The following is a 26,468-nucleotide window of genomic DNA, read 5'->3' as shown; positions in this document are numbered from 1 at the left end:
AACAGAGAATTTGAGTAACAACCACCACAACTATCAAGCGAGTTATGTCACAAATAGCCAATGAATTCAGTTGCCTAAGACTATGGTCTAATCCCCAAAACTATTGTTGGAATTTGAACAGTGCTAAGCTGTTACAAAGTGACATATCTAAAAGGACGTTATATGCATTTCCCATATCGAAATATCGTAATTCTTACTGGCGCTGGCATCTCTGCAGAGTCGGGGATACAAACATTCCGAGCACAAGACGGGCTATGGGAAAACCACAAAATCGAAGATGTCGCGACGCCTGAAGGGTTCGTAAAAGATCCTGACTTGGTACAAGCTTTCTACAACAAACGTCGTCACGGCCTGCAAAGTGAGAGCATTCAGCCAAATTCAGCCCACAAGGCGCTAGGAGAGCTCGAAGACAAGCTTGATGGCAAAGTTACCATCATTACTCAAAACATCGACAATTTGCACGAGAGAGGCGGTAGCAACAACATTATTCACATGCATGGTGAGCTTTTAAAAGCGCGTTGCAGTGAATCCAATCAAGTTGTAGAGCATAAAGACGATATTGAAACGGGTGAACTTTGTCATTGCTGCCAAATCCCTGCACAAATGCGCCCACATATTGTTTGGTTTGGCGAAATGCCACTAAGAATGGGCGACATTTATTCCGCACTAGAAGAAGCCGATCTATTTATCTCAATTGGTACATCAGGCGTGGTATATCCAGCTGCTGGGTTTGTACATGATGCGAAAATGCATGGCGCACACACGATAGAAATCAACCTTGAGCCAAGTGCAGTAGAGAGCGAGTTTGAAGAGAAGCGCTACGGCAAAGCCAGTATCGAAGTGCCCAAGCTAGTGAGTGAACTATTGTCGGTTGAGAGAGGCTCATTAACCGCTTAATCAATACTGCCACACTGTCGAATGAACATAAAAAGGAAGCAAACGCATGTCTGACTACAAAAGAGAGCCCAGAGACGTGTTTGCTTTTTTTGATCTGATCGTTTGAAATCTTGTCTTGGGCCGATCAAACGTCAGCGACAACGGAGCGTCGTGCTTGCTTCATCGCATACATCGCTTTATCCGATTCTTCCAACGCTTGTTGAAAGTTATCTTGGTTCGTCACTTCGATGCCGTAAGAAAAAGAGATGTTTTCACCGTGAAGCAGGTTACTGACTTGGCTTACGAACTCACCACTACGTCCCAGTTGTGCTGTCGCAACAAACTCATCACCACCGACACGAAACACCATTTCATCTTCCAATACCGACTGACTTAATGCTTGAGAAAAGCGTACGATCATCAGGTCACCAACTTTGTGGCCCTTGCGGTCGTTGACCTTTTTTAATCCATCTAAATCGAAATAGATGAGCTCGAACTCCTTCAGCTTGATCGCATCAAACTTTTTACGATTGTATAAGCCCGTTAGCTCATCTTGCTTACTTTGATCTTTCAATTGAGTGGTAAGTTCAGTAATGCCATAGGCAAGAAGTAGGAAAGCTATCTGCAACAAACCATCTTCGAGAAAGGTATCGAGCAATTCATTTTTATCTGCCCACTCATCGAGGTATTTGAGCTCAGTGGTCACATCATAGAATAGGTTGAAAATAAGCAGCAGTGCGCCGTAGCGGAGGATCTTATGGGGACGAATAGCGTGACGAGCGACGTAATAGATGTACATGGTAATCACGAGCGTATTCGTTTCGAAGAACAGGTCGTAATTAGAATCTATGTGAATGAATGAGCTCAGACCGAGCATCAAGAATGACGCCACGAGCATCAGAGTCACAATCAATAAAATAGGGTTTGCAGGCATACTAAATCGAACTTTATACGGTTTAAGTCAACCCTATATAAAGTTTAGGTAAAAATAAAGCGGCTTACGCCGCTTTAGTAACCAATCAGTAACAAACTTAGTTGTTTACTTTTAGTTTTTGGAAGTACTCGTCATAAATAACGCTCGCTTCACCAACTTCATCTTGCCATACGCCGTTATCCATCACTGATTGTGGTGGGAAAACGTTCTTGTCTTCAGCAAACTCTTTTGGAAGAAGAGGGTAAGCAGTCTTCACTGGAGTCGGGTAACCGATCTCTAGAGCAATCTTAGCTGCGTTCTCTGGGCGAAGAAGGAAGTCGATCATTTTATGAGCCGCTTCGATGTTCTTTGCACCTGAAGGAATCGCTAGGCTGTCCATCCAGAAGATAGCGCCTTTCTCTGGCCAGATGATATCAATCGTTGCGCCTTCTTGGCGTGCCATGTAAGCAGAGCCATTCCAAAGCATACCAAGAGACACTTCACCAGCAAGATAAGGGTTCGCTGGGAAATCTGAGTTAAATACCAATACGTTTGGCATTAGCTTACGAAGTTCTTCGTAGGCTTCTTTGATCTCTTCAGGGTTAGTTGTATTTGGAGAGTAACCCAGTTTAGATAGTGCAATATGGAAAACCTCACGAGAGTCGTCCATCATCATCAGCTGACCTTCCCACTGTGTATCCCACAGGTCGCCCCAGTTTTTCACCGAAGATTTGTCTAGCATGTCTGAGTTGATACCAATGCCCGTTGCACCCCAAATGTATGGGATAGAGTAGTTGTTGCTTGGGTCAAATGGCTTATCTAAGTAGTTTGGATCCAAATCAGCAAAGTGGCTTAGCTTGGTTTTATCAAGCTCTTGAAGCATACCTTCTTTACGCATCTTAGAAACGAAGTAAGTAGAAGGAACCACCAAGTCATAACCCGTACCTTGAGTTTTTAACTTAGCGTACATGCTTTCGTTCGACTCGTAAGTAGAGTAATAAACCTTAATGCCCGTCTCTTTTGTGAAGTCTTCTAATACTTCATTTGGAATATATTCAGACCAGTTGTAAAAATACAGTTCTTGGTCAGCTGCGAAAGAGGGTGTAGAAAGTAAAGTAGCAGCACACAATGCGCCGGTATACAGTGTTTTTTTCATTACTGTTCCGTTCATTTGTTTGATTTGAAGTTGGGTAGTGAGCCCAAAGTAAAAGGATTCCTAAAAATCGCGATATATTATAGCAGCGATATAATAAAATAGGCAGCCTAAGCTGCCTATTCATTGATATTGTTGTTTTTAACCAATTGACTGTCGAGTAAGACTCGTCAAGTAAGCCAGTTATTGACCCGCTTTAAGCTTCATGAAGTAATCTTCGTACTTCACGGTCTTATCGCCAACTGCAGCTTGCCATTCAACACGATCAAGGTCTTCTTGAGACGGGAACAGAGCCGGGCTGTCTTTGAACTTCTCGTTAGACGCTTTCACTGCTGTTAGGTAACCAGTATCACGAGAGATTTGCTCAGCGATTTCAGGGCGAAGTAGGAAGTCTATCATCTTGTGAGCCGCTTCTACGTTTGTTGCACCAGAGCTGATTGCGAAGTTGTCAACCCAACCGATACCGCCTTCTTTAGGGAATACCAGTTTAATTGGTAGACCTTCGTTTTGAGCCGCTGCTGCAGAGCCGTTCCAAAGCATACCAAGGCCAACTTCACCAGACATGTATGGTGCACCAGGGTTGTCTGAGTTGAACACAAGAACATTTGGCATTAGCTTTTGTAGCTCAGCGTATGCTTCGTCGATCTCTTTCTCGTTGGTTGTGTTACCTGAGTAACCTAACTTGCGTAGTGCAATGTGGAACACTTCGCGAGTATCGTCCATCATCATCAGCTGACCTTCAAGCTCAGGCTTCCATAAGTCAGCCCAGCTTTGAAAATCTTCTGGATCGTACATGTCTGTGTTAACAGCCAAACCAGTAATAGCAACTACGTGTGGAATAGAGTAGTCGTTATTTGGGTCGTAAGGCTTATCTAGGTAGTTTGTATCTAGATTCTTAAAGTTGTTCAGCTTGGTTTTGTCGATCTTTTGAAGCATACCTTCGTCACGCATCTTAGATACGAAGTAAGTCGACGGCACAACCAGGTCGTAGCCTTTGTTGTGTGTTTTTAGCTTTGCATACAAGGTTTCGTTCGACTCGTAAGTAGAGTAGATAACCTTGATGCCAGTTTCATCAGTGAACTGTTCTAGAATCTCACTGTTGATGTAAGGTCCCCAGTTCATGAATACCAATTCTTTGTTATCTTTTGCAAAAGACGGTGCAGATAACATTGAAAGCGCACATGCACTACCAGCTAATAGAGTAGCCCATTTTTTCATTGACGTTAGCTCCAAACTAAACGTTGCCCGAAGGCAGTAGATAGAAAAACAGAATGGCAATTTACCATTCTGTTTATGATTAACACTTTGTAGAACATGAAGTTTGTTAACTTCTTATCAAGTTAGTCTCTGTATAGAGTAGGAGACTTACTTAATTTTCTCTCTCGCTAATAACTGAGAAATAATCACCAGTACTAGCGACACCACTAACATCACTGTTGCTAGGGCGTTGACCTCTGGAGAGATACCCACTTTAACCATAGAGTAAATCTTCAGTGGCAAGATTTCATACGTTGGACCGGTTACGAAAGAACTGATAATCACATCGTCCAGAGACAGTGTGAAGCTCAATAACCAACCCGCAGCAACCGCAGGCTTAGCAAGAGGCAGGATGATCTGTTTTAGAATCGTCCATTCACTTGCACCTAAGTCTTTTGCTGCTTCGAGCATTTTCACATCGAAGCCATTCAAGCGACTGTAAACCGTTACAACAACAAACGGCAAACAGAAGGTAATATGCGCAGCAAGCAGGGTAAAGAAGCCTAGTTGCACACCCATTACTAAGAACAGAGCCAGTAACGAGATTGCCATTACGATGTCTGGTGACATCATCACGATGAACAACATGCCATTGACTACACCTTTACCTTTGAATTGGTAGCGGAATAGGGCTACGGCTGTAAGGCTGCCGACAATCGTAGCGGCTGTTGCTGAGAACACCGCTACGTTAATCGAGTGCCACGCAGCCTGCATTAGGCTGTCGTTGTTAATAAGTGCGTCATACCACTTGGTGGTGAAGCCACCCCATTTCATACCAAACTTGTTGGCGTTAAATGAGTTCGCAATCAATACGATAATAGGTAGGTATAGAAAAGCGTATACCAACGCCATAAAGCTGAACTTAACTGTGCGACCCATTAGTCTAGCTCCACCTTCTTGTTCAATAGCTTGCCTGCTCGGTAGTAGGCATAAAGCATAATTGCCATCGCAACCGTCAGCGCAATACTCGTAGCCGCGCCAAACGGCCAATCTCGTGCGTTGAGTACTTGGCTCTTAATCACGTTACCAATCAGCAAGTTCTTAGCGCCGCCTAGCAAGTCAGAGATATAGAACATGCCTAACGCAGGAAGAAGTACTAATAAACAACCACCGATAATGCCAGGCATCGTTAGCGGTAGTACAACTTTCAACAAGGTTTGAAGCTTGTTTGCGCCTAAGTCTTTTGCTGCTTCTAGGTACGTGTCATCCAGTTTTTCAATCGCTGAATACAACGGCAGAATCATGAATGGCAGTAGGATATACACCAAACCGATCATCACCGCCGTTTCTGTGTACATAATACGCAGTGGCTTATCGATGATATCTAGCGCTAGTAAGCTTTTGTTCAAGACACCTTGAGTACCCAGTACAATCTTCAAGCCGTAGGTACGAATCAAAGAGTTCGTCCAGAATGGCACAATCACCAAGAACAGCATGAAAGGGCGCCATTTCACCGGCATTTTTGCCACGATGTAGGCAAACGGGTAGCCAATAATTAAACACAATAGCGTCGCGATAATCGCCATATAGAAAGAGTGCATCAGCACTTTAAAATACAGCGGGTCGGCCAAACGGATGTAGTTATCGAGAGTGAAGGTCATCTCGATCAAGTTTGCTTCGTCACGAGTTAAGAAGCTGGTACCGATGATCATGATGTTTGGAATCATCACGAACAGCACCAACCAACCTGTGATTAAAGCAACAATCGCGTTTTGTAAATTAAACTTCTTGCTCATCTTCTAATACCACTTCCCAGCTCTCAACCCAAGTTACTGCAACTTTTTGGCCCAGTGAGTGATCAACATCAGGGTCATCTTCGTTGAAGAATTCGCTTACCATTACGCGCATGCCAGATTCTAGCTCTACAACTGAATCCAAAGTCATGCCTTTGTAGGTACGCTCGACAATGTGGCCAACAATACCGCGTTGCTCAGACTCTTTAATCTCTTCAATACGAAGATCCTCAGGACGAAGCAATACCTGCAGTTTTTGACCAGAGGTGATGTCTTTATCGTGGTAGATAACCGACTCTTCACCTTCAATTGTCGCAACAATGCGTTTCTCATCTAAACGAGATGTCGCTGTCGCATCGAATACGTTAATTTCACCAATAAAGCGAGCGACAAAAAGGTTCTTAGGCTCTTCGTAAATCTCTCTTGGTGTTCCGTCTTGCTCAATCACGCCATCACGCATCACAATAATACGATCAGACATAGACAGCGCTTCTTCTTGGTCGTGCGTTACAAAAATGAACGTGATACCAAGCTGGCGCTGAAGTTGTTTCAGCTCGATTTGCATCTGCTTACGAAGTTTGTAATCCAGAGCAGACAGAGATTCATCCAACAAAAGAACTTTAGGCTTATTAACGACAGCACGAGCGATTGCGATACGTTGCTGTTGACCACCAGAAAGCTGGTGTGGTTTTCTTTGTGCCATCTGTTCTAGGCGCACCATTTTTAAAGCTTCCAATACACGAGGTTCAATCTCGCTGTTTGGAACTTTCTGCATGCGTAAGCCAAATGCCACATTTTCGAAAACGGTCATATGTGGGAATAGCGCATAGCTTTGGAATACAGTGTTAACATGCCTTTGTTCAGCAGGGACGTGGGTTACGTTCTGTTCAGCTAGCAGTATTTGACCACTATCTGCCGTTTCAAAACCCGCAATCATTCTTAGTACCGTTGTTTTACCACAACCTGACGGGCCTAAAATCGTGAGAAACTCACCATGATTTACGTTTAGATCAAGATTGCCGATGACTTCCTTACCATCGAAGCTTTTACTAATACCAGTTAGCTGTACTACTGGTTTTCCTACTGATTTTTTAGCGTTCAACGTCTGTTTTTCTCCACCTTGGTTCTGTTTGAGAACCTGTTGCTATACACCTTTGAGGCGCGCATCATAATCACCAAAAACGTGAAATCAAAGCATTTTTTACCATTCGAAGATAAAAAATTTCGCAGGTAAAAGTAAACATCCTTTACCATACTGTTATTTACTGGGTTTACGCCCCAACAAGTGTCTAATTATTAACCATTAAGACGTAAAAGCAAGCCTTGTTACAGATTCATATTTTAGTTTGTATCCGACATATGAGTATAATGAAGGTAATTTTTTATCAATAAGTTAGGTGGCTCAGTTTAATTGGCGCACCTAGGTATCACTATGAACAACGACATCGAAAAAGATTTTAATTTGGGCGGTAGTATCGACCGTGCACTTTCTGGCGATTATGAGCTCAAAGCAACGGCTGTATTCCAAGAGGCATGGAAACATACGGTAAGTCACTTTCTTTCGTTTTCCCCTGCGATTGTTGCTCTGATGTTCGTGCAACTGGCTATCTTTTATATCGCATTAAAACTGCAACTGGGTGACCCTGCGGTTATCTTAGACGCGGTTATCGACCCTGAGGCGTTTACGCCACAAATCGTTGAGTCCATTTTTATTGCCAACTTCAGCTATGAAGTTATCAGCGCGCCTATCTATGCAGGTATCTGTTTGATGGCGATGAGCCACGCAGCTGGGCTACAGACCAAAGTACGTCACATTGGCAAAGGCTTACAATTTACGATTCCAGTAATTCTTGTGACTCTGTTCAGCCTGATGCTTCAAGGTATTGCAGGTATGATTCTGCCGTTTCTGTCGATTTACTTCTCGCTTGCGTTCAGCCACTCAATCCTGTTGATTTGCGATAAGAAAGTACCACCAATGCAATCGCTGCTACTTTCTCTGCGTGCTGTAAACAAGAAAATCTTCACCGTTGCTTCTATCTACCTATTAGTAATGCTGATGTTCATCGTCGCGGCAATGATGTACGGCATTGGCCTTATCTTCGTTTTACCTTTCTTCTTCCACGTGAAAGGGATTCTTTACCGCGAGATGTTTGGCATTAAACTCAAACTGATTGCGTCAGACAGACCAAAGAGCGACGACGACCACAACGGTAGCAACAACAAAGATCCACAGGTATTCGATGCATAACAACTCTAAATCAAGCGCAAGTAAATCACTTGCGCTAAAAGTGACAGCATTAGCCCTAGTTGGCTCGATCTCGTTAGTTGGCCCAATGCTTTACCAACAAGAAGAAGAGCGCAGGCGAGCAGGGCAAAAGGCTCCAGACTCAGAGCAAAACTTTGGTGATTTGACCGTCTCTTCTAATAAGCCAGATTTCGCAGCGATTGAAGATGTAAATGAAAAGAAAGACACCTTCTTTTCATACCTTCGCCCAAGTATCAACATCGAAAACAAGCGAATCACGAAAGAGCGTGCGTTTCTAACCAAGCTTTCAGAAGCGGGGATGAACAATGTTGACTCTGAAGATGCGTCATACTCAAAGAGACTAGGGAAACTGTATAGCCTACCTGTACCTTCAACGGGCATAGATGACGCTTGGCAGAAAGAAATGTTGAATCGTGTAAACGTGCTACCTGAAGCGCTTGTGTTAACTCAGGCAGCCAATGAATCGGCTTGGGGCACATCTCGTTTCGCCACTAAAGCGAATAACTATTTTGGTCATTGGTGTTACACCAAAGGTTGTGGCCTAATTCCGCTACAACGTAACGAAGGTAGCTCACATGAAGTGGCAACATTCTCTTCAAGCCAAGAGTCTGTGCACCGTTACTTCATGAACCTAAACCGAAACCGTGCTTATGCAGACCTAAGAGCAATTCGCGCAAAACTAGCGGCACAGGGCGACGATCTGTTAACAACCGAAACCGCAACAGAGCTCACCAACGGCTTGCTAAAATATTCTGAGCGAGGTTCAGACTATGTGACTGATTTACAAGCTATGATCCGTCACAACGAGGTATACTGGAAAAAGTAACTCGATTTGATAGTCATTTGGCGAGCTTAAACGGTAAGTTTGACCAAATAACATCACATAAAGAGCAGCTCATTGGCTGCTCTTTCTATTTATAAACGCTCAACTTCGACAAGACTATAACAATGAAAAAGACAGCACTCGCTTTATTAGCTTCTCTAAGCCTAGGGATCTCTTTACCTGCTGCAGCGCAAGAATACATGTTTACCTATTCTAAGCTTTACACACAGCTTAAAAACAACACCAAAGAAGGGCATGAGGACGTTAAAGTTGCGGTCTTCTTTGTCGATCAGCAAGCCCAAACAACCTGTCATATCAGCAAAGCTTGGATGGAAAAAGAAGAACACTATGAAGAGCTGAAAGTCTCTCCAGCTAACGAGCTTCTGCTACCAGTAGACCAAAACCTTCGTTCAGCAAACCCGCTTATTTTTGTGCAAACAAAAGAACAAGAGTGCGCATACTCTTTGGTTGTTATGACTAAAGCACCTTTAGCTGGTACGGTTGAGGTGGCACAGCTGGAAAACCTGTTACCACAGATGCAAGCAATGTTAGAAGACGTAAGCGGCATGTTCTCAAGCTGGTTCACACCGGAAATCCAAGGGTTAACACTTGAGTTCGCAAACAAACTTGAAGGTAACATCACGCTTTCTAACGGCAAGCAGCTCCCAATTACCCAAGGGCGCGCTAAGTTCACACTAGAAGAACTCAATGGAAGTGACAGCATCACGTTACCAGAAGCGACAACTCGTGTGTTACCTTACATTCCGGCTCAATAACCTTGGGTTAGGCTACTGACCACACGGCGTTAATCTAAGCAAAACATCGTAAAGCAGCCAACTCAAACCAAATAAGGCTGCTTTTCTTTTCCTACAACCAGTATGGTTTGCGCTTTTGAAGCTCATGTTTTATGAAAGATGAGCGGTTATCACTAGATAAAGTGGCATCTTTCAACCAGTCACCTTGTTTATCCTGCCGTTACTATTTCAACATGAAATAAAAATCCGTATAATCCACGCCCTAAAACAGTCCCACTAGCAATCTACAGTCGGTAATACGACGGTGTGAGAGTCGCAATGAACCAAAACGATAATAGAAAAGAAGTACTAGAATTCAACAAACTTCAGAAACGTCTGAGAAGAAATGTTGGAAATGCCATCATCGACTACAACATGATCGAAGAGAATGATGTGGTAATGGCATGTATCAGTGGCGGTAAAGATTCATTTGCGATGCTAGATATTTTGCTACGTTTACGTGAAGCAGCACCAATCAAATTTGATGTTGTTGCGGTAAACCTAGATCAAAAACAACCTGGGTTCCCTGAGCACATTCTTCCTGAATACTTTGAAACGCTGAACATTCCTTACTACATCGTAGATAAAGATACGTACTCAGTAGTTAAAGAGAAGATTCCAGAAGGTAAGACAACATGTGGTCTATGTTCTCGTCTGCGTCGCGGTACTTTGTACTCGTTCGCTGAGAAGATTGGCGCGACTAAGATCGCTCTTGGTCACCACATGGATGACATCGTGGAAACTATGTTCCTTAACATGTTCCACGGCGCTCGCCTAAAGGCTATGCCACCTAAGCTACGTTCTGATGATGGTCGTAACGTTGTTATTCGTCCACTGACTTACTGTCGTGAAACAGACCTAATCAAATACGCTGAACACAAAGAGTTCCCAATCATTCCTTGTAACCTATGTGGTTCGCAAGAAAACCTACAACGTCAGAGCATTAAAGCAATGCTGATTGATTGGGACAAGAAAACACCAGGCCGTGTTGAAAAGATCTTTAAATCAATTCAAAACGTTAGCCCAAGCCAACTGGCTGACCGCGAACTGTTTGACTTTGTAAACCTTCCACTAGACCGTAGTGGCGAGCGTGAAGAGTACGAATTCCAAGAAGCTGAAATTTCATCTTCTAACATCGATGAGTCAATGTTCATCGACGTAACAAACGTATAATAAGAATATTCGTTGTGGCGCAATAGATGCGCCTACAACAGACAAATAAAAACGCCTCAAGCAATGCTTGAGGCGTTTTTTTATAAGTTGAACTCGCCGTTAAGTTCGTCTGCTTAAACGCATTAACCTTTCGAAAGGTTAGGGTCGAGTGGGCTAACGTAACCAGATGGCTTAAGCGCCAAAACATCACAGTTAATTTTATCGATAACATGCTCCGCAGTATTACCGATGAACACCGCAGATAAGCCGGTACGACCGGTTGTACCCAAGATTACCATTGCAGCGTTGTTTTCAGACGCGACACGTGGAATCACATCTTCTGGTAAGCCTTGTTCAACAACGGTCTGCTCTTCACACATACCGTGCTTCTGACGCAGTGCCTTCATCGCCGTCAAGTGATGACCACGAACCGCATCGGTGTAAGACGTAGGATCGAACTCAGGCAGTTCGATAGTGATATTCGCCGGAGTGACTGGGTAAGCGTTAACTAAGAAAGGTTCCGCATCCAAACGACCAGTTATCTCGAGGAGTCGATCAACCATAGTATCGTTAAGTTCTAAATGCGCTTCTGTCTCTGAGCCTACGTGAACGGACGCATAAATTTTCGCGTGCTCTGGCCAGAAATCGTTTTTAACGAGCAGTACAGGGCTAGGGCATTTTCTCAATAGGTGCCAATCAGTCGGCGTGAAGATAACTGACTCCAAGGTGTCGTGCTTGCGCGTGCCCTTAATCAAGATATCGTGACCACCGCTGTATACCTCTGCAATGATCGCTTCATACGGGCGGTTATGCCAAACCACCTGCACATTAAATTCGATAGAATCATCTAGATAAGGCTGTGCGACTTTGTTCATCCAGATTTCACGCTGATGAATCACGCCCTTGCGCATTGCGTCTCGTTCATCGACAGAGAGCATAGATGTCATTTCATACGAGAAGTCGTAGATAGACAAAAAGAAAGTGATATGGCTTGTTGAGGTGCTTTTCTTAGCAAGTTGGATAGCACGAACTAGAGCAGGTTGCTCATCGTGATTAATGTCTGCGACAACTAAAATTTTGTTATAGATACTCATAACTAAGCCTACTTTTCAGACCGAACATATAAATAATGTAGCGTAGTTATGGAGAGATTAAGAGAAATAAAAGAGGTTTTAAGGGAGAAACATGATGTAGCTCATTATTGAACTACATCATTGATATCTAGACTATTCTTTTGAAACGCCAGCAAGTTCCATCAGCGCATCGTGATCTTCGATAGTGATATATTTGCCTTTAACGCTTAGGATGTCTGCTTTCTGGAAACGACCTAAAAGACGGCTAATAGTTTCAACTGTTAAACCTAGGTAGTTACCAATATCGCCACGAGTCATCGTTAAGCGGAACTCACGTGGGCTGAAACCACGTTGAGAGAAGCGAGTTGAAAGATTGTAAAGGAATGCAGCAAGACGCTCTTCCGCGTTCTTTTTAGAAAGAAGCAGAATCATTTCTTGGTCGCCTTTAATCTCGTTACTCATCAGGCGCATAATTTGCTGACGCAACTTCGGCATTTTTCCTGATAGGTCATCAAGAATCTCGTATGGGATTTCACATACCATAGAAGTTTCTAGTGCTTGTGCGAAACTAGGGTGTAGGTCACCAGTAATCGCATCAAAGCCAACAAGATCGCCCGCTAGGTGGAATGCAGTAATCTGCTCGTCACCTTGCTCGGTAATCGTGTAGCTCTTGATCGTTCCAGAGCGAATAGCGTAGAGAGATTTAAGCTCGTCACCGGCTTTAAATAACTCTTGGCCTTTTTGAATAGGCTTTTTTCTCTCAATGATCTGATCAAGTTGATCAAGTTCAGATTCATTCAAAGTGAACGGAATACAAAGTTGGCTAATACTACAATCCTGGCAATGGATCGCACAGCCACCAGATTGGACACGTTTCGTTACAGGCTTTTCAGAAATCATAACAATCTTTCACTATTTGATATACGTCAATATTTTAGCATTCCTTTATCCAGTTGGGTAGTAAAAAAACCGGATTTAAAGAATGGCTATACGGTATAAATAATGAGCTGCAGTGCCATATATCCGGTGTATAAACCGTAAATCAGGATTAAAATCGCACCGAGTTGACGAAATAAGTCAGCTTGTTGCAATTTCTTGAGGAAGCTAGCGCCCATACCAACCGTCAGCATCGCAGGAAGCGTTCCTAAGCCAAATGCGAGCATAATTCCCGCTCCATTATACCAACTGCCTGACACAGCCGCCCAGGTCAGCATAGAGTAGACCAGACCACACGGTAACCAACCCCAAATGAAACCAAACGGTAGAGCGTGGCTTGGATGCTTGAGTGGAAGGAAGGATTTACCAATTGGAGAAATATAACGCCATAGCCTCTGACCTACTTTTTCAAAGAATAATAAGCCGAACCACCACTTACCGATATATAGACCCAGAATGATCATAAAGATGGCAGCGAACAAACGCAGCCAATTAAGTAGCGCGTTGAAATCGCTAAGCTGGCCAATTGAAGATATAGCACCGCCAATCACGCCACCAATCACAGCATAACTGAGGAGGCGACCAAGGTTGTAAAGTAGGGGAATAACCGGGGAAGGTTTGGTATTGCCTATTGAAAGGAGCGACGCAATGCCACCACACATTCCCATGCAGTGGCCCGCGCCGATCAGTCCGACAACAAAGGCTCCGATCCAATCAGGCGTCATCGGTCTTTTTATCTAAGTTAGTTTGGCTTTCTGTATTGGCTTTATCATTCTTAACAGGCTTGCTGTCAGAGTGATTGTGGGCCTTTTCGTCTTCATCAAACAAAATATTGTGACCTTGACGCTCCAGGTCTTCAAACTGTTCGCTCTTAACGGCCCATAGAAAAATACCAACAGCGATACACACCAGTACAATCGCAATGGGAATCAGGATGTATAAACTTTCCATTATTTACCTTGCTCTTTTAAAAGCCTTAACGAATTAGACACAACAATAATAGAGCTTGCAGACATGCCAACAACGGCAATGTATGGAGCAACCAAACCCGCTACGGCCAATGGAAGGATGAGTAGGTTGTAACCCAATGACCATGCTAGGTTTTCGCGGATTATCTTACGCGTTTTTAGCGCCAATGTACGCGACTTAAGTAATCTATCAAGCTTGTCGCCCAACAAAACCATATCAGCCGATGCTTTAGCTACATCTGTACCACCGCCCATCGCAACAGAAAGGTGAGCCCCTGCAAGAATAGGCGCATCGTTAATACCGTCGCCGACCATCATGGTAATGTCCTTTTCGTCACGAGAATTAAGGTAAGCAAGCTTATCCTCTGGTTTCGCGTTCGCGACAATATCGGTAATCCCAATTTCTTCAGCCACAGGCTCCGCGTTAATCAAGGAGTCGCCAGTCAACAGGGTGGTTTTAATACCCGCTTCTTTGAATTTTTGGATGAACTCGATGCTTTCTTTACGAATCGGGTCTTCATAAGTGAAGGTTGCGATATGACGTCCCGCCATCGACAAGTAGATGCCGTTGCTTTGCGTCGGTTGAGCTTCACCAAGAATAAACTCACTACTACCTATCGCCACTTCTTGACCGTTCCACTCACCGGTAATACCCGAACCAATCACGTTGTTTACGGAACTGACTTCAACATCATCGGACACGTGAGTCTTGAATGCTTTCGCTATAGGGTGGTTAGCATGCTGTTCTAGGCTCGCAGCCACTTTTAAACACGTCTCTTTATCAAGCTCAGAGAAAGTTTCCACACGGCTGATACGAATATCACCCTCAGTCAATGTACCCGTCTTATCGATGATCAAGTGATTCACTTTACACAAGGTTTCGAATACGTGGCCTTTACGCAGTAAAATACCAAAGTTGCCCATACGGGATGTTGAACAAGTAATTGCAGTCGGTGTAGCCAGTGAAAGAGCACATGGACAAGTCGCTACCAGTACAGACAACATGATCCAGAATGCATCTTCTGGACGAGTTTGGTGCCAGTAGAACCAAGTACCGAAAGAGATAATCAAAATAACCGCTACAAAGTAACGAGCTACAATATCTGCAATCTCCGCGATACGAGGCTTAGACAACTGTGCTTCATCTTGAAGACGAACGATATTAGAGATGACCGAGTCCGCTTTTGATGTCATCACTTCCAGTTCAAACGACTCGTCACCATTCAACGTACCAGCGAAGACAGTATCGCCTTCGTTTTTCACGACATGGATAGATTCGCCAGTCAGCATGGATTCATCAATGTGAACTCGACCAGAAAGTACTTTACCGTCCGCAGGAATATGCTCACCCGGTAGTACGCGAATCTGATCGCCTACTTTAAGGGTTTTCACTGGAACTTGGTCGCCATCTAACGTTGTCGCCATTGCAGGAACGAGCTTGAGCAGATTACCACTCGCTGCCGCCGCTTTACGACGCGCTCTCATCTCTAAGAAACGACCAAGCAGCAGGAAGAAGGTAAACATCGAAATAGATTCGAAGAAAACTTCTCCTTTCTCTGTCACGGTTGCCACCAAGCTCGCAACGTAAGCAAACAGCAGAGCAATCGACACAGGCACATCCATACCCAGCGTTCGCCCCTTAATACTGCGCCATGCATTGATGTAGAACGGCAGAGCAGAATAAAGCAATACCGGCGTTGCAAAGATCAAGCTTACCCAGCGGAAGTAGTTTTTAAACTCAGGCTCAAGATTGCCAAATACTTCAAGGTATAGTGCGACCGCCAGCATCATCACCTGCATGGTTGCTAAACCAGCAACGCCAAGGCGATAGAGGTAGTTCTTCATTGAGCGGTGATAGGCTGCTTCTTGTTGGTCAGCCTCGAAAGGCGCAGCTTTGTAACCTAAGGTATGGATCGCCGATAACAACTCACTCAATTTAACTTGCGTGTTGTCCCAGCTGAGTAGGGCGCGGTTGGTGGTGGTGTTCACCCGGATGCTACCAACACCTTGTTTTGAAGAGACTTGTTTCTCGATTAGCCATGCACATGCTGCACATGAAACACCCTCTAGTGACAATGTCACTTCAGAAACATTCTCAGAGTTCCTTACAAACTCCAATTGAACGTCTTCATTATCATAATGACTGAGTGCCAGAAGTTGCTCTGGCACTAGATCCGCTTTCTCAGCGGGAGCGGTACGGTATTGGTAGTAAGAAACCAAACCGCTATCAACGATTGTCTGAGCTACAGTCTCGCAGCCCGGACAACACATCTTACGAGGCGATCCTAAGATCTCGACTTCAAAATCCGTTTCCGCTGGTACATCTTCACCGCAGTGATAACAGGATTCACACATAAGCTTTAGTTCGTTAGTTGAGTAGGAGTTTCAATCGGGAAGTTCATGCGACCTTGAACTAACCATTGTTCGTCATGCGGCGTCAACTCAATGAACCACGGACCTTCTAAGTGATGATCCAGAGTCATTGTGTAGTTGCCTCTCGCATCAGCGGTTAGTAGCTGAGTGAAATCGCGATCTGGTAGTGTTCTGTGAACAAACATTGCGCTGATAGCAGGGAAGTGATCAAGTTTGCCTTTATCTAACGTGATGATAACTGAGTTACCTTTCTCATTAAGCGAAGCTGATAGACCCAGCTCTTTGGCGATATTTACTTTTGAAATGTCGACATTAATGCCTTTTCCTTTTTTATAGTAATCCTCAGTCACTAGGTCTACAGAGTTCTGTGTAAACACAATAACCGTCATAATGGTCCAAATAACTACTGTCGCTGGCAACGCGATTAAGAACCACGGCCAAAACTGTTTATACCAAGGCTTTACCATAAAAAAGATCTCAAAAAAGAATAAAAAGAAGAGGTTATAAAATAAAGGAAAGACAGCCTCTTAGAAAGAGGCTGTTATTGAAATGTTACTTATTATCTGAGTTGCTTAAGCTCCACACGTAAGATGAAACCAGTTGTACTTTGTCTTCGCCTAGAATGTCTTTCCAAGCAGGCATTACGCCAGAACGTCCGTACATAACTGTTTCAGTTACGTCTGCACGAGAATCGCCAAACAACCAATCGCGGTCAGTTAAGTCAGGTGCGCCAACAGCAGGGTTACCCTTACCATCAGTACCGTGACACGCTGCACACACAACAAAGCGAGCTTTACCAGCTTCTGCTTCACGTGCGTTTACGCTACGACCAGAAAGGCTAAGAGTGTAGCTAACTACTTCTTTTACACCTTCTTCGCCAAGCGCGTCTTTCCAACCTGGCATTTGGCCAACACGACCGTGCATAATTGTTGTAACGATAGCCTCAGGTTCACCGCCATATAGCCATGCGTCATCAGTTAGGTTAGGGAAACCTTTCTGACCACGTGCATCAGAGCCATGACACTGAGAACAGTTTTGCAAGAATAAACGTTGACCCACTTTGATTGCGTCAGCGTCTGATGCAATGTCAGGGATTGAACGTAAACCGTTTTCGTCGTGAGCCAGCTTTCTGAATGCTTCACCGAAGTAGGTGTCTGCATCATCAAGCTCTTTCGCGTACGCATCTAACTGTTTGTTTGCTTGCGCAGCAGCAATTGCAGAGCGAGACTCTTCAACGCTACGTACCGTTTGGTCTGAACTTGTCCAACCTAAAAGGCCTTTAAAGTTACCTAGGCCAGGGTATAGAGCAAGGTAAACCGCTGCAAAAACAATCGTACTGATGAAAAGGTATGTCCACCATTTTGGTAGTGGGTTGTTAAGCTCACGAATACCATCGTATTCATGGCCCATATCTTGACCTTCTTCTACGCCTGTTTTGTCTTTAAAACACCAACGAAGTAAGACAGCACAACCAATTAGGGTACCAATCGTAATCGCACTAACCCAGATACTCCAGAATGTACTCATTACTTTGTCACTCCTTCATTTTTAGAACTTGTTGCTGGCTCGTCGTCAGCAAACACTAGGTTCGCATCTTCGTCGAAACGTGATTTACGGTTCTTGCCATATGCCCACCAAACGATGCCGATGAAGCAAGCAAAAACAGTCACAGTCCAAACACTTTGAAATGTAATAATGTCCATAATTATTCCTTATTTCATTGCGTGGCCAAGCGATTGAAGGTAAGCGATGATTGCATCCATCTCTGTTTTTCCTTCAACATCTTGTTTAGCGTTAGCAATTTGTTCGTCTGTGTAAGGAACACCAAATTGATTACGGAAGAGTTCAAGCTTCTGTTGAGTCAATTTGCCATCAAGTACATTCTCAGCAAGCCATGGGAAACCAGGCATGTTTGATTCAGGAACAAGTTCACGAGGGTCGATAAGGTGAACACGATGCCACTCATCAGAGTAACGATCACCAACACGCGCTAGATCAGGACCAGTACGCTTAGAGCCCCATAGGAAAGGGTGTTCCCAAACGCTTTCGCCAGCTACAGAGTAGTGGCCGTAACGTTCAGTCTCAGAGCGGAAAGGACGAATCATTTGGCTGTGACATACGTTACAACCTTCACGAATGTAGATATCACGACCTTCCATTTCCAAAGCAGAGTAAACACGTAGGTTTTCTACAGGTTCAGTTGTCTGCTTTTGGAAGATAAGAGGGGTAATCTCTACTAAAGCACCAAAACTGATAGCAATAACGATCAAGATCGCTAGTAAGCCAACGTTCTTCTCTACCAACTCATGGCGATTATTTGAATTTGAGCTCATTCTAAATCTCCTTAAGCCGGTTGAGGGATAGCTTTAAGGCTATCTTTAGGTGCAGAAACAGTTTTGTACGTGTTGTATGCCATTAAGAACATACCAGATAGGAAGATGAAACCACCTAGGAAACGTACAAAGTAGAACGGGTAAGACGCTTCTACAGATTCAACGAAGCTGTAAGTTAATGTACCGTCAGAGTTAACTGCACGCCACATCAGACCTTGCATCACACCAGAGATCCACATTGCAACAATGTAGAAAACCGTACCAATCGTTGCTAACCAGAAGTGAACATTGATTAGAGATACAGAGTACATACGCTCTTGACCAAATAGTTTAGGAACTAAGTGGTAAACCGAACCGATAGAAACCATTGCAACCCAACCTAACGCACCAGAGTGAACATGACCGATAGTCCAGTCCGTGTAGTGAGATAGTGCGTTAACCGTTTTAATTGCCATCATTGGGCCTTCGAAAGTCGACATGCCGTAGAATGATAAAGAAACGATTAGGAAACGTAGGATAGGGTCGTAGCGAAGCTTATGCCACGCACCAGACAGAGTCATGATACCGTTGATCATGCCACCCCAAGAAGGAGCAAACAGAACCAAAGACATAACCATACCTAGAGACTGAGTCCAGTCTGGAAGTGCAGTGTAGTGTAGGTGGTGAGGACCAGCCCAGATATACAGAGACACAAGTGCCCAGAAGTGAACGATCGACAAACGGTAAGAATAAACAGGGCGACCAGCTTGTTTAGGAACGAAGTAGTACATCATACCTAGGAAACCAGCTGTCAATAGGAAGCCTACCGCATTGTGTCCGTACCACCATTGCACCATTGCATCAATTGCACCTGAGTAAATCGAGTACGACTTAAACGCAGATACAGGAACAGCTAGGCTGTTAACGATGTGCAACACGGCAACCGTGATGATGAAGGCTCCGAAGAACCAGTTTGCTACGTAAATGTGTGATGTCTTACGTTTAATCATGGTTCCGAAGAACACGACCGCATAAGCTACCCACACAAGAGTAATAGCAATATCGATTGGCCATTCTAGTTCTGCGTATTCTTTACCAGAGGTCAAACCTAACGGTAAAGTAATTGCAGCGGACAGGATAATCGCTTGCCAACCCCAAAAGGTAAAGGCTACGAGAGGGCCACCAAAGAGACGCGTCTGACAGGTACGTTGCACAACATAATATGATGTTGCAAACAGCGCACTTGTACCGAACGCAAAAATAACCGCATTAGTATGCAGGGGACGTAAACGACTGTACGTCAACCACGGCGTATCAAAGTTTAGCTGTGGCCAAACTAATTGAGCGGCAATCAAAACACCAACGCCCATACCGACAATACCCCACAAAATTGTAACCAGGGTAAATTGACGGACGACCGTATAGTTGTAGTTTTGTTCAAGCTGCTTTTCTTGGCTCATTTGCATGCTTCCAATTTCTTATTTACTACACTTTACTTCCAACACGACTCACGTCGTAATGCCACCCAAATTAGAAAAGGAAATTCAGCCTATTCAGGACCTTATTTCCACTTGCTGATTTTAAAAAAAAGTGGCATTTTCAACGCGACACTATACTTGAATTAACAAATCAATGACAGAGTAGTAACCTTACGCTTGGTCTGGAATTGGATTTTTATTTAAAAACTTTGAACTTTGTAACAAGGAGTAAAGATTATAATGGCGGCACAAAAGCTAACAAAAGGCAGGCTTGTTCAAATTATCGTCATGTTGGTTATTTTAATAGCTGCATTTACTTGGAGAACAGTGACATACGATAATAACGAGACAATAACCTGTATCGTTTCAAAACCTTGTGAATTTGGTATTGATAATAATAATGTTTTGATTTCGGACGATAGCCAGGGGTATTCGATCGAAACATCTAAAACTGGCAAATTTATCATTAGCTATGAAGGAAGCGGAGTTTTAGAATCGAAAGGGGCTTCATCTTGGCTTTTACAAACCGATGATAAGAGCGCCTCAATAACGGTTACATTTCCACAACAGGTCATGACGTATACAGTAAACCTATCCAAAGAATAAAATGGAAAACTGAGCAACACCTCGCTCTTTGATAGAAATGTTGACTAAACCAGTGAAACCTTGTGCATTAAAGTGTTATAAAGAAGACATTAATAAAGTTTCCAGAAATCTATGAAATTTCTATCAAAAGTCTCTTATTCCCTAGACGATAAAATCGCAGTAGATGAACTGCTTCAAGGGGTAGAAAACCCTGAGAATATCGCTTGCCTCATTTGTTACTGCACAGAAGAGTACTCCACGCTCGCTGTGCAGAGATATTTCGTAGATGCGCTTCCCAACACTCCTATACACGGCTGTACCACCTGCCATGGAATAATGACTGAAACGGGCTTTCATTCAGGTCCAGTCATCGGTGTACTCATCATCTATGATTCAGGTATTAATGCCTACGGAACGGGTATTAAACACTTCAGCCAATCCATCGAGCAAAGCACCTTCGACGCTATAGATACAGCGCTTAGAAACGCAAATAGAGAAGGTGAGATCCCAGATTTAATCTTGCTTCATTCTACTCCTGGTAACGAGGAGAAAGTAATGGCAGCTATCGATACTAAGTTCGGGACTGAAGTTCCTATCATTGGTGGCAGTGCTGCCGATAATCAGGTATCTGGTAACTGGAGTATCTTTACCGAAGAGTCGCTTTCTATTAACGGGATCTCTTTAACGGTTTTTTTCGCCTCTCAATCCATCTATTCATCATTCAGTGCAGGTCACACGCCCACGCGTTACTCAGGTACCGTGACTAAAGTACGAAACAGAATCTTACTGGAGATAGATCATAGGCCAGCTGCTACGGTTTACAACGAGTGGACCAATTTCCACTTAGGAGGCAGCGACGACGGCTATATCTTTGAAAAATCGTCTGTTTATCCTTTGGGAAGAAAAGTCGGTTCGTCTTACAACTATCCGTATTTCAAGCTTTCACACTCTATCCGAGAAACAGAGTGCGACGGAATCGAGTTATTTACCGACATCAACGAAGGCGACACCATATACTTAATGCAAGGTTCCAAGCAGCAGTTAATTAGCCGCGCCGCCAACATCATTCATTCGTCTTACTACAATGACATGGATCTGGAAGAGAAATTAGGTGCTATCAACATCTTTTGTGCCGGTCCAATGTTAAACCTTAAACAAGACATGGATGAGGTTTGTGAACAAATAAATCAAGCACTTAATGGGCTTCCTTACATATGCCCATTCACTTTTGGTGAGCAAGGAAGACTTTCTGGTGGAGAGAACGCACACGGTAACTTAATGGTGTCATCAGCAACGTTTTATAGGTTAAAAAAATAATGGGCTCTGAAGGTCAAGAAGCGCTGCAAGAAGCACGTATTGAACTACAAAAACTAAAAGCCCGTGAGAGAAAACTGGCTGAAGAGAATAGGGTGATCCTATCGACTATCTCTGCGATCAGTAAAGCAAGTAACATATCTGAGATATTTTCTAGCCTTGAGTTTGTGTTAAAAAAGTACATCAAATTTGACGACTTTATCGTAGTCTCAAGAGTAGGGAACGAAGGTGATTTCAAGACGCTACTGACAAATAATAAAGTCTTTGAACAGATGCACTGGACAGATTGTGGTAAGCTGTCTCGAGTCATTAATGGGGAATGCGCTATCCTTTTTGAACCCAAGTCTCTGGGTGAATTCAACTCTTTGCATCCCATTATTCTTGACCAAATAAACTCGGTGTTGATTACTGGTATCGATAGCGGGTTAACGCAATCGGTCATTATTTTTATTCACTCGAATACCAAACATTTTAGTATCGAAACTAAAGCAACTCTAAACCGTTTTCGCCCGCTTATTGAGCGCGCTGTTTTCGACATAGAGAACAAAGAGAAACTCGAAGCCACAGTGAGAGAGCGAACCGCGGAGCTTGTCACTGCAAGGAAAGACGCTGAAAGAGCCAACAAAGCCAAGTCAGAATTCCTGGCCATGATGAGCCACGAGTTAAGAACGCCACTGAACGCAATCATTGGGCTAATCGACACCTTGAAATCGACTCAACTAACGCCAGAACAACAGTCTATACTGCTAAATATGAGTACATCGTCTGAGCTTTTGCTAGCGATCATCAGTGATGTATTGGACTTTTCCAAAATAGAATCCGGGTGCTTCTCATTAGCACCACAATGGAGCAACGTAAGAGACACTGTAACTTTTGTTTTATCTGAACAAAAGAAGGCGGCAGACGATAAAGGTCTAACGCTCACGATTTCTAGTGATATCCCTGAGGGTGAACTTCACTATATAGACCCGAGCCGTTTAGCACAGATCTTGTTTAACTTAATAGGCAATGCCATCAAATTTACGGAACATGGGCACGTTCATGTATCCATAAAATACCAGCAGAGCTCATTCTACATAGCAGTCGAAGACACCGGCATTGGAATTAGTTCGCAACAGCTATCGTCATTGTTCAGCCCGTTTGTGCAAGCAGATAGTACAATCACACGAAGGTTTGGTGGCACAGGCTTAGGTTTGGCGATCACAAAGAGATTGGTCGAATTGATGCGTGGACGTATATCAGTGGAAAGCGAGCCTGGGAAAGGTTCTAAGTTCGAAGTCCAATTGCCAGTGCTCACCAGAGTGACTAACAACTGCAATCAACTGGAAGATGATGTCTGCTCAAGAGAACTAAGAAGCCGATATTCAGTGCTGGTTGTTGAAGACAACCCAACAAACCAAATGGTGATTAAGCTCATTCTAACAAGACAGGGTCATGAAGTTTTTATCGCAAGTAATGGCGAAGAAGCGATAGGATTTGTCGAAGACAACAACGACTCGATAGACATTATCCTAATGGATGTATCGATGCCGGTAATGGACGGTTTAACCACAACCAAATACATGAGAGAAGCAAACATACAAACACCAATCGTCGCGCTAACGGCACACACATCGGTTGAAGATAAATGCTCATGTTTAGATGTCGGTATGAATGATTTCGTGACCAAACCGGTAAGAACAAAAGAAATAACAGAAGCTATAGATAGATTAATGCTTGAGATCTAATAAACGTATTCTTAATCGAAGATTAGGAAATATGTTTATTAGGTATTTTATGGTAAATAGCCATTATGGTTAAATACACAGTATCAGTTGGATAGAAACGAAGGCAGGGCATCGTATATCGAACTCTGCCTTATGATTACCAAACCATATTTAACATAATATACATAATACGCAGTTGGCTAGTGCTTCTTGAGTGGGCATCATCCATAACGCTAATCCACCACAAGCCATTGAAACGCCTGACATATTAAGCCCGTTAAACTTTTTTGCTATGTTCTGCCAAGCCTGTTGAGCCTTGTGGTTTTTGCTGCGGTCAGCGGCTAAATACACTAAGACTTCTTCTTCTGACAAACCGATTCTTTCTGCAATAAAAAGTGCTTCTGTTTCAGTTAGATAGCGAGCTCCGCTTCTAATTGCGCTTATCTTTTGACGACTTAACGCCAAGTCGTGTGCAATCTGCTTATCTTGTACGTAGTTTTGAGCCTCTTTATAGGCATCTAACAGTTTATTTTGGTACATGGTTGTCCCTCCATTTCCTTCAATTGTATACCGTCAGTCCACAAAAAGCGGTCTTGTCAGTCCTGATTTCTGTGTCTTATAGTACACACAAATCAGGACTGAGATGTTTCACCTCAGTCAAATTCAAATTTTCAAGGTGATCACTATGGTAAATGTTTTATTAGTTTCTGGTTGTTTCCCTCATTATTTTGCAGGCTTTGGAGTTACTGCAACAGGTAAACACTTTGTGATCACCACAGCTCAGCACTTTCAAAGTAAATTCCTTTCTGTGTCAGATGCTCATGCGATTGTTAACCAACTCCAAGCTTCTTGGCCTCTGGCTCAAACTTCTTACCCTGTGAGCCGATAGTCATGGATTCAATCTACTTCGACAATGAACCCAATCATGGCATCAACGCTTACTTTCCTTGGGGTCATAACTTCTTTAAGACTCCACGCGATTTCTTCCAGTTCATGGAAGCTCACTATGGAATGGTGTCTTTTCAGATTGTTGAAATCACTGATGAAAACTACCAAGAGCTTTTGGTTAAGGGCGTGTTCAGTGCTATCTAAAAAACCACATAAGTTCCATGATGAGATTCGTCCGGTTCAAGTGGATCACCTAGCCTTTTCATTTTCGTATGGCTCACTGAGACATTTGGATAGCTCTAACGAACAAGACTTTATCAACTTGCAGTTTCCTGAGTTTAAGAAGCAAACCGTTAAAGGACGTCTTAACTCACCAGAAGCTATAGAAAAATCAATTGAGTTACACCGTAACAAATGCCGTAAAGTTTTGGCTGATAGGTTTGATGAGTTTATGGCGAAAGTCTTTAACTTCCGTCTGTCGCCTATGCGTGGTCGTGGCTTGCATGGCTATGAAGATTCGATGGTGATTTACGATTCTACGGGAACTGTTGAATGTGGTTTGGTTGGTGTTGGTGGCAACAATGACACGGTCTATGTACAGATTAATGGTACTGGCTGTTCGAAGTTATTCGACTTCACCACACACAAAAAACTGCACTGGTGGTTGTCTCTTTTGGGCATCACTCGCCTAGCCCGTTTGGATCTCTGCGTGGATGACTACACCGGAATCTTTGACTGTAAGTATGCTGAGAAATGTTTTTATGAGGGAGCATTTCGTACTGCTTCTCGTGGTCGTGGTCCGACAATGGTTCCTCATAAGCGCGTTTCACAGTCTGGTGAATTATCAGAGGAAGCTGTACTTGTTGGCTCTCGTACGTCTTCAGTTTACTGGCGTATCTATAACAAGAAGTTCGAGCAAAATATCGCTGACCCTGAAGTGATTTGGTATCGCAACGAAGTGGAATTGAAGAAGTGCGATTTAGCACTACTCGCCTCGCCTGCTTCGGCCTTTGCTGGTCTGTGTGACTTTGCAGCCAGTATCGACCCTGCTGAACCAATGAAGCTTGAACTGAATAAGAAGAAAGCCGGATTGGAGTTTATGGCTCGTATTGCTTGGGTTCGTCGTCAATGTGGTAAGGCTCTATCTGAGGTCGTTGCTATGACTGAGGGAGACTTGGGTGAAGCGTTTGGAATGCTCATTCCTACGCACCATCGCCGCGCTAATTTCAATACATCGTTGGGCATTCCTGACGAATACACTAAACAGAAAATCGAAATTTTGGAGTCAAGAATATGCCTACAATAACTGGTATCTCTATCAAGCGTTTCCCTAAATCTGGCATGGAGTTCGCGGAACTGTCTGTACTTCGTGCCGTTGAAGAAGTCGATAACGAGAAGTTTCAACAAACGGGCATCGGCTTTTCAACTGACATCCCATACAACAAGCAAGCACTGAAAATTGATGTGGAATACGCACGTCAACTTATCCAGTCACGCGCTTTTGTGGCTAACCGTGAATACGAGTTGAACTTTGGTGCCAACCCTAATGACCCGCTCGATATCTTGGTTAACAAGCTTGTTCCTGTCGATGAAGAAATCAAAAAGCATTTCGATAACTTCATGAAGGCGAACAAGGCTTAATCATGGAAACGGTAATTTATCAATTAACTGGCGATGATGCGCATTCACTGATTGAAGCTCTAGTCATGACCATGGTCGTACTTTCACTATTTGGTCGTGTTTGCTCCTTTGTAATTGATTGGGTTGACCGCTTGCTTCTGACGAGAACTATCCGTGATTTAGAGGCTAAAAGAGACTTTCTTTTGTCTGAAATTGGCTCTCTTAATCGTCAAAAAAGCGCTTCAAGT

At 43.5% G+C, this 26,468-nt stretch carries 30 protein-coding genes; 13 read left to right on the top strand and 17 right to left on the bottom strand.

Features of this window, described 5'->3' with window-relative positions:
- Window positions 1–162 precede the first annotated feature (162 nt).
- Entirely contained in the window at window positions 163–897 is a 735-nt protein-coding gene (cobB, locus tag F0251_RS13550) for a Sir2 family NAD+-dependent deacetylase (RefSeq protein ID WP_061033408.1), read from the top strand.
- A 124-nt stretch (window positions 898–1,021) separates the two neighbouring features.
- On the opposite strand, the gene F0251_RS13545 is transcribed toward cobB, so the two are convergent.
- The 6 genes from F0251_RS13545 to potA form a co-directional block, all read right to left on the bottom strand.
- Complete coding sequence (locus F0251_RS13545) at window positions 1,022–1,810, bottom strand: GGDEF domain-containing protein (protein WP_171731162.1); 789 nt, start codon at window positions 1,808–1,810, stop codon at window positions 1,022–1,024.
- A 97-nt stretch (window positions 1,811–1,907) separates the two neighbouring features.
- On the bottom strand, window positions 1,908–2,945 hold the full coding sequence (locus F0251_RS13540; protein WP_008217941.1) for an extracellular solute-binding protein: 1,038 nt from the start codon (window positions 2,943–2,945) through the stop codon (window positions 1,908–1,910).
- Between the two features lie 180 nt (window positions 2,946–3,125).
- Entirely contained in the window at window positions 3,126–4,160 is a 1,035-nt protein-coding gene (locus F0251_RS13535) for an extracellular solute-binding protein (protein ID WP_061033410.1), read from the bottom strand.
- Window positions 4,161–4,307: 147 nt separating this feature from the next.
- A complete protein-coding gene (gene potC, locus F0251_RS13530; protein ID WP_008217945.1) occupies window positions 4,308–5,078 on the bottom strand; it encodes a spermidine/putrescine ABC transporter permease PotC in 771 nt (256 codons plus the stop codon).
- On the bottom strand, window positions 5,078–5,935 hold the full coding sequence (gene potB / locus F0251_RS13525; protein ID WP_061033411.1) for a spermidine/putrescine ABC transporter permease PotB: 858 nt from the start codon (window positions 5,933–5,935) through the stop codon (window positions 5,078–5,080). Before potB ends, potC begins: the two co-directional genes overlap by 1 nt.
- On the bottom strand, window positions 5,919–7,034 hold the full coding sequence (gene potA, locus F0251_RS13520) for a spermidine/putrescine ABC transporter ATP-binding protein PotA (RefSeq protein ID WP_061033412.1): 1,116 nt from the start codon (window positions 7,032–7,034) through the stop codon (window positions 5,919–5,921). Before potA ends, potB begins: the two co-directional genes overlap by 17 nt.
- Window positions 7,035–7,364: 330 nt before the next feature.
- Between potA and F0251_RS13515 the strand changes: the two genes are divergently transcribed.
- The 4 genes from F0251_RS13515 to ttcA all read left to right on the top strand — a co-directional run bounded on the left by F0251_RS13515 (window position 7,365) and on the right by ttcA (window position 10,988).
- On the top strand, window positions 7,365–8,180 hold the full coding sequence (locus tag F0251_RS13515; protein WP_004742282.1) for a membrane protein: 816 nt from the start codon (window positions 7,365–7,367) through the stop codon (window positions 8,178–8,180).
- A complete protein-coding gene (locus F0251_RS13510) occupies window positions 8,173–9,024 on the top strand; it encodes a glucosaminidase domain-containing protein (protein ID WP_171731161.1) in 852 nt (283 codons plus the stop codon). The genes F0251_RS13515 and F0251_RS13510 overlap by 8 nt, the downstream gene beginning before the upstream one ends.
- Window positions 9,025–9,146: 122 nt before the next feature.
- The gene (locus tag F0251_RS13505; protein ID WP_171731160.1) at window positions 9,147–9,797 is read left to right on the top strand and encodes a DUF2987 domain-containing protein; all 651 of its coding nucleotides are present in this window, start codon (window positions 9,147–9,149) and stop codon (window positions 9,795–9,797) included.
- Window positions 9,798–10,094: 297 nt separating this feature from the next.
- Complete coding sequence (ttcA, locus tag F0251_RS13500; RefSeq protein WP_008221945.1) at window positions 10,095–10,988, top strand: tRNA 2-thiocytidine(32) synthetase TtcA; 894 nt, start codon at window positions 10,095–10,097, stop codon at window positions 10,986–10,988.
- 122 nt (window positions 10,989–11,110) lie between these two features.
- Here ttcA and uspE read toward each other — a convergent pair whose 3' ends face one another.
- The 10 genes from uspE to ccoN all read right to left on the bottom strand — a co-directional run bounded on the left by uspE (window position 11,111) and on the right by ccoN (window position 20,095).
- Entirely contained in the window at window positions 11,111–12,061 is a 951-nt protein-coding gene (gene uspE / locus F0251_RS13495; protein ID WP_008221946.1) for a universal stress protein UspE, read from the bottom strand.
- A 132-nt stretch (window positions 12,062–12,193) separates the two neighbouring features.
- The gene (locus tag F0251_RS13490) at window positions 12,194–12,940 is read right to left on the bottom strand and encodes an FNR family transcription factor (protein ID WP_017632474.1); all 747 of its coding nucleotides are present in this window, start codon (window positions 12,938–12,940) and stop codon (window positions 12,194–12,196) included.
- An 86-nt stretch (window positions 12,941–13,026) separates the two neighbouring features.
- Window positions 13,027–13,701 carry a sulfite exporter TauE/SafE family protein gene (locus tag F0251_RS13485; RefSeq protein ID WP_116870579.1) on the bottom strand — a complete coding sequence of 225 codons (675 nt, stop codon included), beginning with the start codon at window positions 13,699–13,701 and terminating at the stop codon, window positions 13,027–13,029.
- Window positions 13,691–13,927 (bottom strand): cbb3-type cytochrome oxidase assembly protein CcoS, encoded by a 237-nt coding sequence (gene ccoS / locus F0251_RS13480; protein ID WP_116870580.1) that lies wholly within the window; start codon window positions 13,925–13,927, stop codon window positions 13,691–13,693. The genes F0251_RS13485 and ccoS overlap by 11 nt, the downstream gene beginning before the upstream one ends.
- The gene (locus F0251_RS13475; RefSeq protein ID WP_171731159.1) at window positions 13,927–16,299 is read right to left on the bottom strand and encodes a heavy metal translocating P-type ATPase metal-binding domain-containing protein; all 2,373 of its coding nucleotides are present in this window, start codon (window positions 16,297–16,299) and stop codon (window positions 13,927–13,929) included. The genes ccoS and F0251_RS13475 overlap by 1 nt, the downstream gene beginning before the upstream one ends.
- A gap of 5 nt (window positions 16,300–16,304) precedes the next feature.
- A complete protein-coding gene (locus F0251_RS13470; protein WP_008221951.1) occupies window positions 16,305–16,784 on the bottom strand; it encodes a FixH family protein in 480 nt (159 codons plus the stop codon).
- 85 nt (window positions 16,785–16,869) lie between these two features.
- Window positions 16,870–17,844 carry a cytochrome-c oxidase, cbb3-type subunit III gene (gene ccoP, locus F0251_RS13465; protein WP_061033419.1) on the bottom strand — a complete coding sequence of 325 codons (975 nt, stop codon included), beginning with the start codon at window positions 17,842–17,844 and terminating at the stop codon, window positions 16,870–16,872.
- The gene (locus tag F0251_RS13460; protein WP_004742291.1) at window positions 17,844–18,020 is read right to left on the bottom strand and encodes a CcoQ/FixQ family Cbb3-type cytochrome c oxidase assembly chaperone; all 177 of its coding nucleotides are present in this window, start codon (window positions 18,018–18,020) and stop codon (window positions 17,844–17,846) included. Before F0251_RS13460 ends, ccoP begins: the two co-directional genes overlap by 1 nt.
- 9 nt (window positions 18,021–18,029) lie before the next feature.
- Window positions 18,030–18,650, bottom strand: coding sequence for a cytochrome-c oxidase, cbb3-type subunit II (ccoO, locus tag F0251_RS13455; RefSeq protein WP_004742292.1), 621 nt, complete (start codon window positions 18,648–18,650; stop codon window positions 18,030–18,032).
- An 11-nt stretch (window positions 18,651–18,661) separates the two neighbouring features.
- The gene (gene ccoN, locus F0251_RS13450) at window positions 18,662–20,095 is read right to left on the bottom strand and encodes a cytochrome-c oxidase, cbb3-type subunit I (RefSeq protein ID WP_009846707.1); all 1,434 of its coding nucleotides are present in this window, start codon (window positions 20,093–20,095) and stop codon (window positions 18,662–18,664) included.
- A gap of 252 nt (window positions 20,096–20,347) precedes the next feature.
- Here ccoN and F0251_RS13445 point away from each other — a divergent pair, with 252 nt between their 5' ends.
- From F0251_RS13445 to F0251_RS13435, 3 genes are all read left to right on the top strand, one after another.
- Window positions 20,348–20,713, top strand: a complete 366-nt coding sequence (locus tag F0251_RS13445) for a hypothetical protein (protein ID WP_171731158.1) — start codon at window positions 20,348–20,350, stop codon at window positions 20,711–20,713.
- A 111-nt stretch (window positions 20,714–20,824) separates the two neighbouring features.
- A complete protein-coding gene (locus F0251_RS13440) occupies window positions 20,825–22,009 on the top strand; it encodes an FIST signal transduction protein (RefSeq protein ID WP_061033420.1) in 1,185 nt (394 codons plus the stop codon).
- On the top strand, window positions 22,009–23,733 hold the full coding sequence (locus F0251_RS13435) for an ATP-binding protein (RefSeq protein WP_171731157.1): 1,725 nt from the start codon (window positions 22,009–22,011) through the stop codon (window positions 23,731–23,733). The genes F0251_RS13440 and F0251_RS13435 overlap by 1 nt, the downstream gene beginning before the upstream one ends.
- A gap of 150 nt (window positions 23,734–23,883) precedes the next feature.
- On the opposite strand, the gene F0251_RS13430 is transcribed toward F0251_RS13435, so the two are convergent.
- On the bottom strand, window positions 23,884–24,252 hold the full coding sequence (locus tag F0251_RS13430; protein WP_061040364.1) for a DUF3693 domain-containing protein: 369 nt from the start codon (window positions 24,250–24,252) through the stop codon (window positions 23,884–23,886).
- A 145-nt stretch (window positions 24,253–24,397) separates the two neighbouring features.
- Between F0251_RS13430 and F0251_RS13425 the strand changes: the two genes are divergently transcribed.
- The 5 genes from F0251_RS13425 to F0251_RS13405 form a co-directional block, all read left to right on the top strand.
- Window positions 24,398–24,601 (top strand): hypothetical protein, encoded by a 204-nt coding sequence (locus F0251_RS13425; RefSeq protein WP_171731156.1) that lies wholly within the window; start codon window positions 24,398–24,400, stop codon window positions 24,599–24,601.
- A 2-nt stretch (window positions 24,602–24,603) separates the two neighbouring features.
- Window positions 24,604–24,804 (top strand): hypothetical protein, encoded by a 201-nt coding sequence (locus tag F0251_RS13420; protein ID WP_108167716.1) that lies wholly within the window; start codon window positions 24,604–24,606, stop codon window positions 24,802–24,804.
- On the top strand, window positions 24,794–25,906 hold the full coding sequence (locus tag F0251_RS13415) for a replication initiation factor domain-containing protein (protein WP_171731155.1): 1,113 nt from the start codon (window positions 24,794–24,796) through the stop codon (window positions 25,904–25,906). Before F0251_RS13420 ends, F0251_RS13415 begins: the two co-directional genes overlap by 11 nt.
- The gene (locus F0251_RS13410) at window positions 25,894–26,241 is read left to right on the top strand and encodes a DUF1293 family protein (protein WP_108167718.1); all 348 of its coding nucleotides are present in this window, start codon (window positions 25,894–25,896) and stop codon (window positions 26,239–26,241) included. Before F0251_RS13415 ends, F0251_RS13410 begins: the two co-directional genes overlap by 13 nt.
- A gap of 2 nt (window positions 26,242–26,243) precedes the next feature.
- The coding region (locus F0251_RS13405) for a hypothetical protein (protein ID WP_171731154.1) at window positions 26,244–26,468 on the top strand (225 nt) is incomplete at its 3' end.

This window comes from Vibrio sp. 070316B (assembly GCF_013114115.1).
GTDB lineage: Bacteria > Pseudomonadota > Gammaproteobacteria > Enterobacterales > Vibrionaceae > Vibrio > Vibrio chagasii_B.
The sequence above is the reverse complement of the archived record's forward strand: the minus strand, read 5'-3'. Positions and strand labels throughout refer to the sequence as shown.

Bases quoted from the DNA above. Each gene is read 5' to 3' on its own strand.
- cobB (WP_061033408.1), top strand. From the start codon at position 163: ATGCATTTCCCATATCGAAATATCGTAATTCTTACTGGCGCTGGCATC.
- F0251_RS13545 (WP_171731162.1), bottom strand. From the start codon at position 1,810: ATGCCTGCAAACCCTATTTTATTGATTGTGACTCTGATGCTCGTGGCG.
- F0251_RS13540 (WP_008217941.1), bottom strand. From the start codon at position 2,945: ATGAAAAAAACACTGTATACCGGCGCATTGTGTGCTGCTACTTTACTT.
- F0251_RS13535 (WP_061033410.1), bottom strand. From the start codon at position 4,160: ATGAAAAAATGGGCTACTCTATTAGCTGGTAGTGCATGTGCGCTTTCA.
- potC (WP_008217945.1), bottom strand. From the start codon at position 5,078: ATGGGTCGCACAGTTAAGTTCAGCTTTATGGCGTTGGTATACGCTTTT.
- potB (WP_061033411.1), bottom strand. From the start codon at position 5,935: ATGAGCAAGAAGTTTAATTTACAAAACGCGATTGTTGCTTTAATCACA.
- F0251_RS13515 (WP_004742282.1), top strand. From the start codon at position 7,365: ATGAACAACGACATCGAAAAAGATTTTAATTTGGGCGGTAGTATCGAC.
- F0251_RS13510 (WP_171731161.1), top strand. From the start codon at position 8,173: ATGCATAACAACTCTAAATCAAGCGCAAGTAAATCACTTGCGCTAAAA.
- F0251_RS13505 (WP_171731160.1), top strand. From the start codon at position 9,147: ATGAAAAAGACAGCACTCGCTTTATTAGCTTCTCTAAGCCTAGGGATC.
- ttcA (WP_008221945.1), top strand. From the start codon at position 10,095: ATGAACCAAAACGATAATAGAAAAGAAGTACTAGAATTCAACAAACTT.
- uspE (WP_008221946.1), bottom strand. From the start codon at position 12,061: ATGAGTATCTATAACAAAATTTTAGTTGTCGCAGACATTAATCACGAT.
- F0251_RS13490 (WP_017632474.1), bottom strand. From the start codon at position 12,940: ATGATTTCTGAAAAGCCTGTAACGAAACGTGTCCAATCTGGTGGCTGT.
- F0251_RS13485 (WP_116870579.1), bottom strand. From the start codon at position 13,701: ATGACGCCTGATTGGATCGGAGCCTTTGTTGTCGGACTGATCGGCGCG.
- ccoS (WP_116870580.1), bottom strand. From the start codon at position 13,927: ATGGAAAGTTTATACATCCTGATTCCCATTGCGATTGTACTGGTGTGT.
- F0251_RS13475 (WP_171731159.1), bottom strand. From the start codon at position 16,299: ATGTGTGAATCCTGTTATCACTGCGGTGAAGATGTACCAGCGGAAACG.
- F0251_RS13470 (WP_008221951.1), bottom strand. From the start codon at position 16,784: ATGGTAAAGCCTTGGTATAAACAGTTTTGGCCGTGGTTCTTAATCGCG.
- ccoP (WP_061033419.1), bottom strand. From the start codon at position 17,844: ATGAGTACATTCTGGAGTATCTGGGTTAGTGCGATTACGATTGGTACC.
- F0251_RS13460 (WP_004742291.1), bottom strand. From the start codon at position 18,020: ATGGACATTATTACATTTCAAAGTGTTTGGACTGTGACTGTTTTTGCT.
- ccoO (WP_004742292.1), bottom strand. From the start codon at position 18,650: ATGAGCTCAAATTCAAATAATCGCCATGAGTTGGTAGAGAAGAACGTT.
- ccoN (WP_009846707.1), bottom strand. From the start codon at position 20,095: ATGCAAATGAGCCAAGAAAAGCAGCTTGAACAAAACTACAACTATACG.
- F0251_RS13445 (WP_171731158.1), top strand. From the start codon at position 20,348: ATGGCGGCACAAAAGCTAACAAAAGGCAGGCTTGTTCAAATTATCGTC.
- F0251_RS13440 (WP_061033420.1), top strand. From the start codon at position 20,825: ATGAAATTTCTATCAAAAGTCTCTTATTCCCTAGACGATAAAATCGCA.
- F0251_RS13435 (WP_171731157.1), top strand. From the start codon at position 22,009: ATGGGCTCTGAAGGTCAAGAAGCGCTGCAAGAAGCACGTATTGAACTA.
- F0251_RS13430 (WP_061040364.1), bottom strand. From the start codon at position 24,252: ATGTACCAAAATAAACTGTTAGATGCCTATAAAGAGGCTCAAAACTAC.
- F0251_RS13425 (WP_171731156.1), top strand. From the start codon at position 24,398: ATGGTAAATGTTTTATTAGTTTCTGGTTGTTTCCCTCATTATTTTGCA.
- F0251_RS13420 (WP_108167716.1), top strand. From the start codon at position 24,604: ATGGATTCAATCTACTTCGACAATGAACCCAATCATGGCATCAACGCT.
- F0251_RS13410 (WP_108167718.1), top strand. From the start codon at position 25,894: ATGCCTACAATAACTGGTATCTCTATCAAGCGTTTCCCTAAATCTGGC.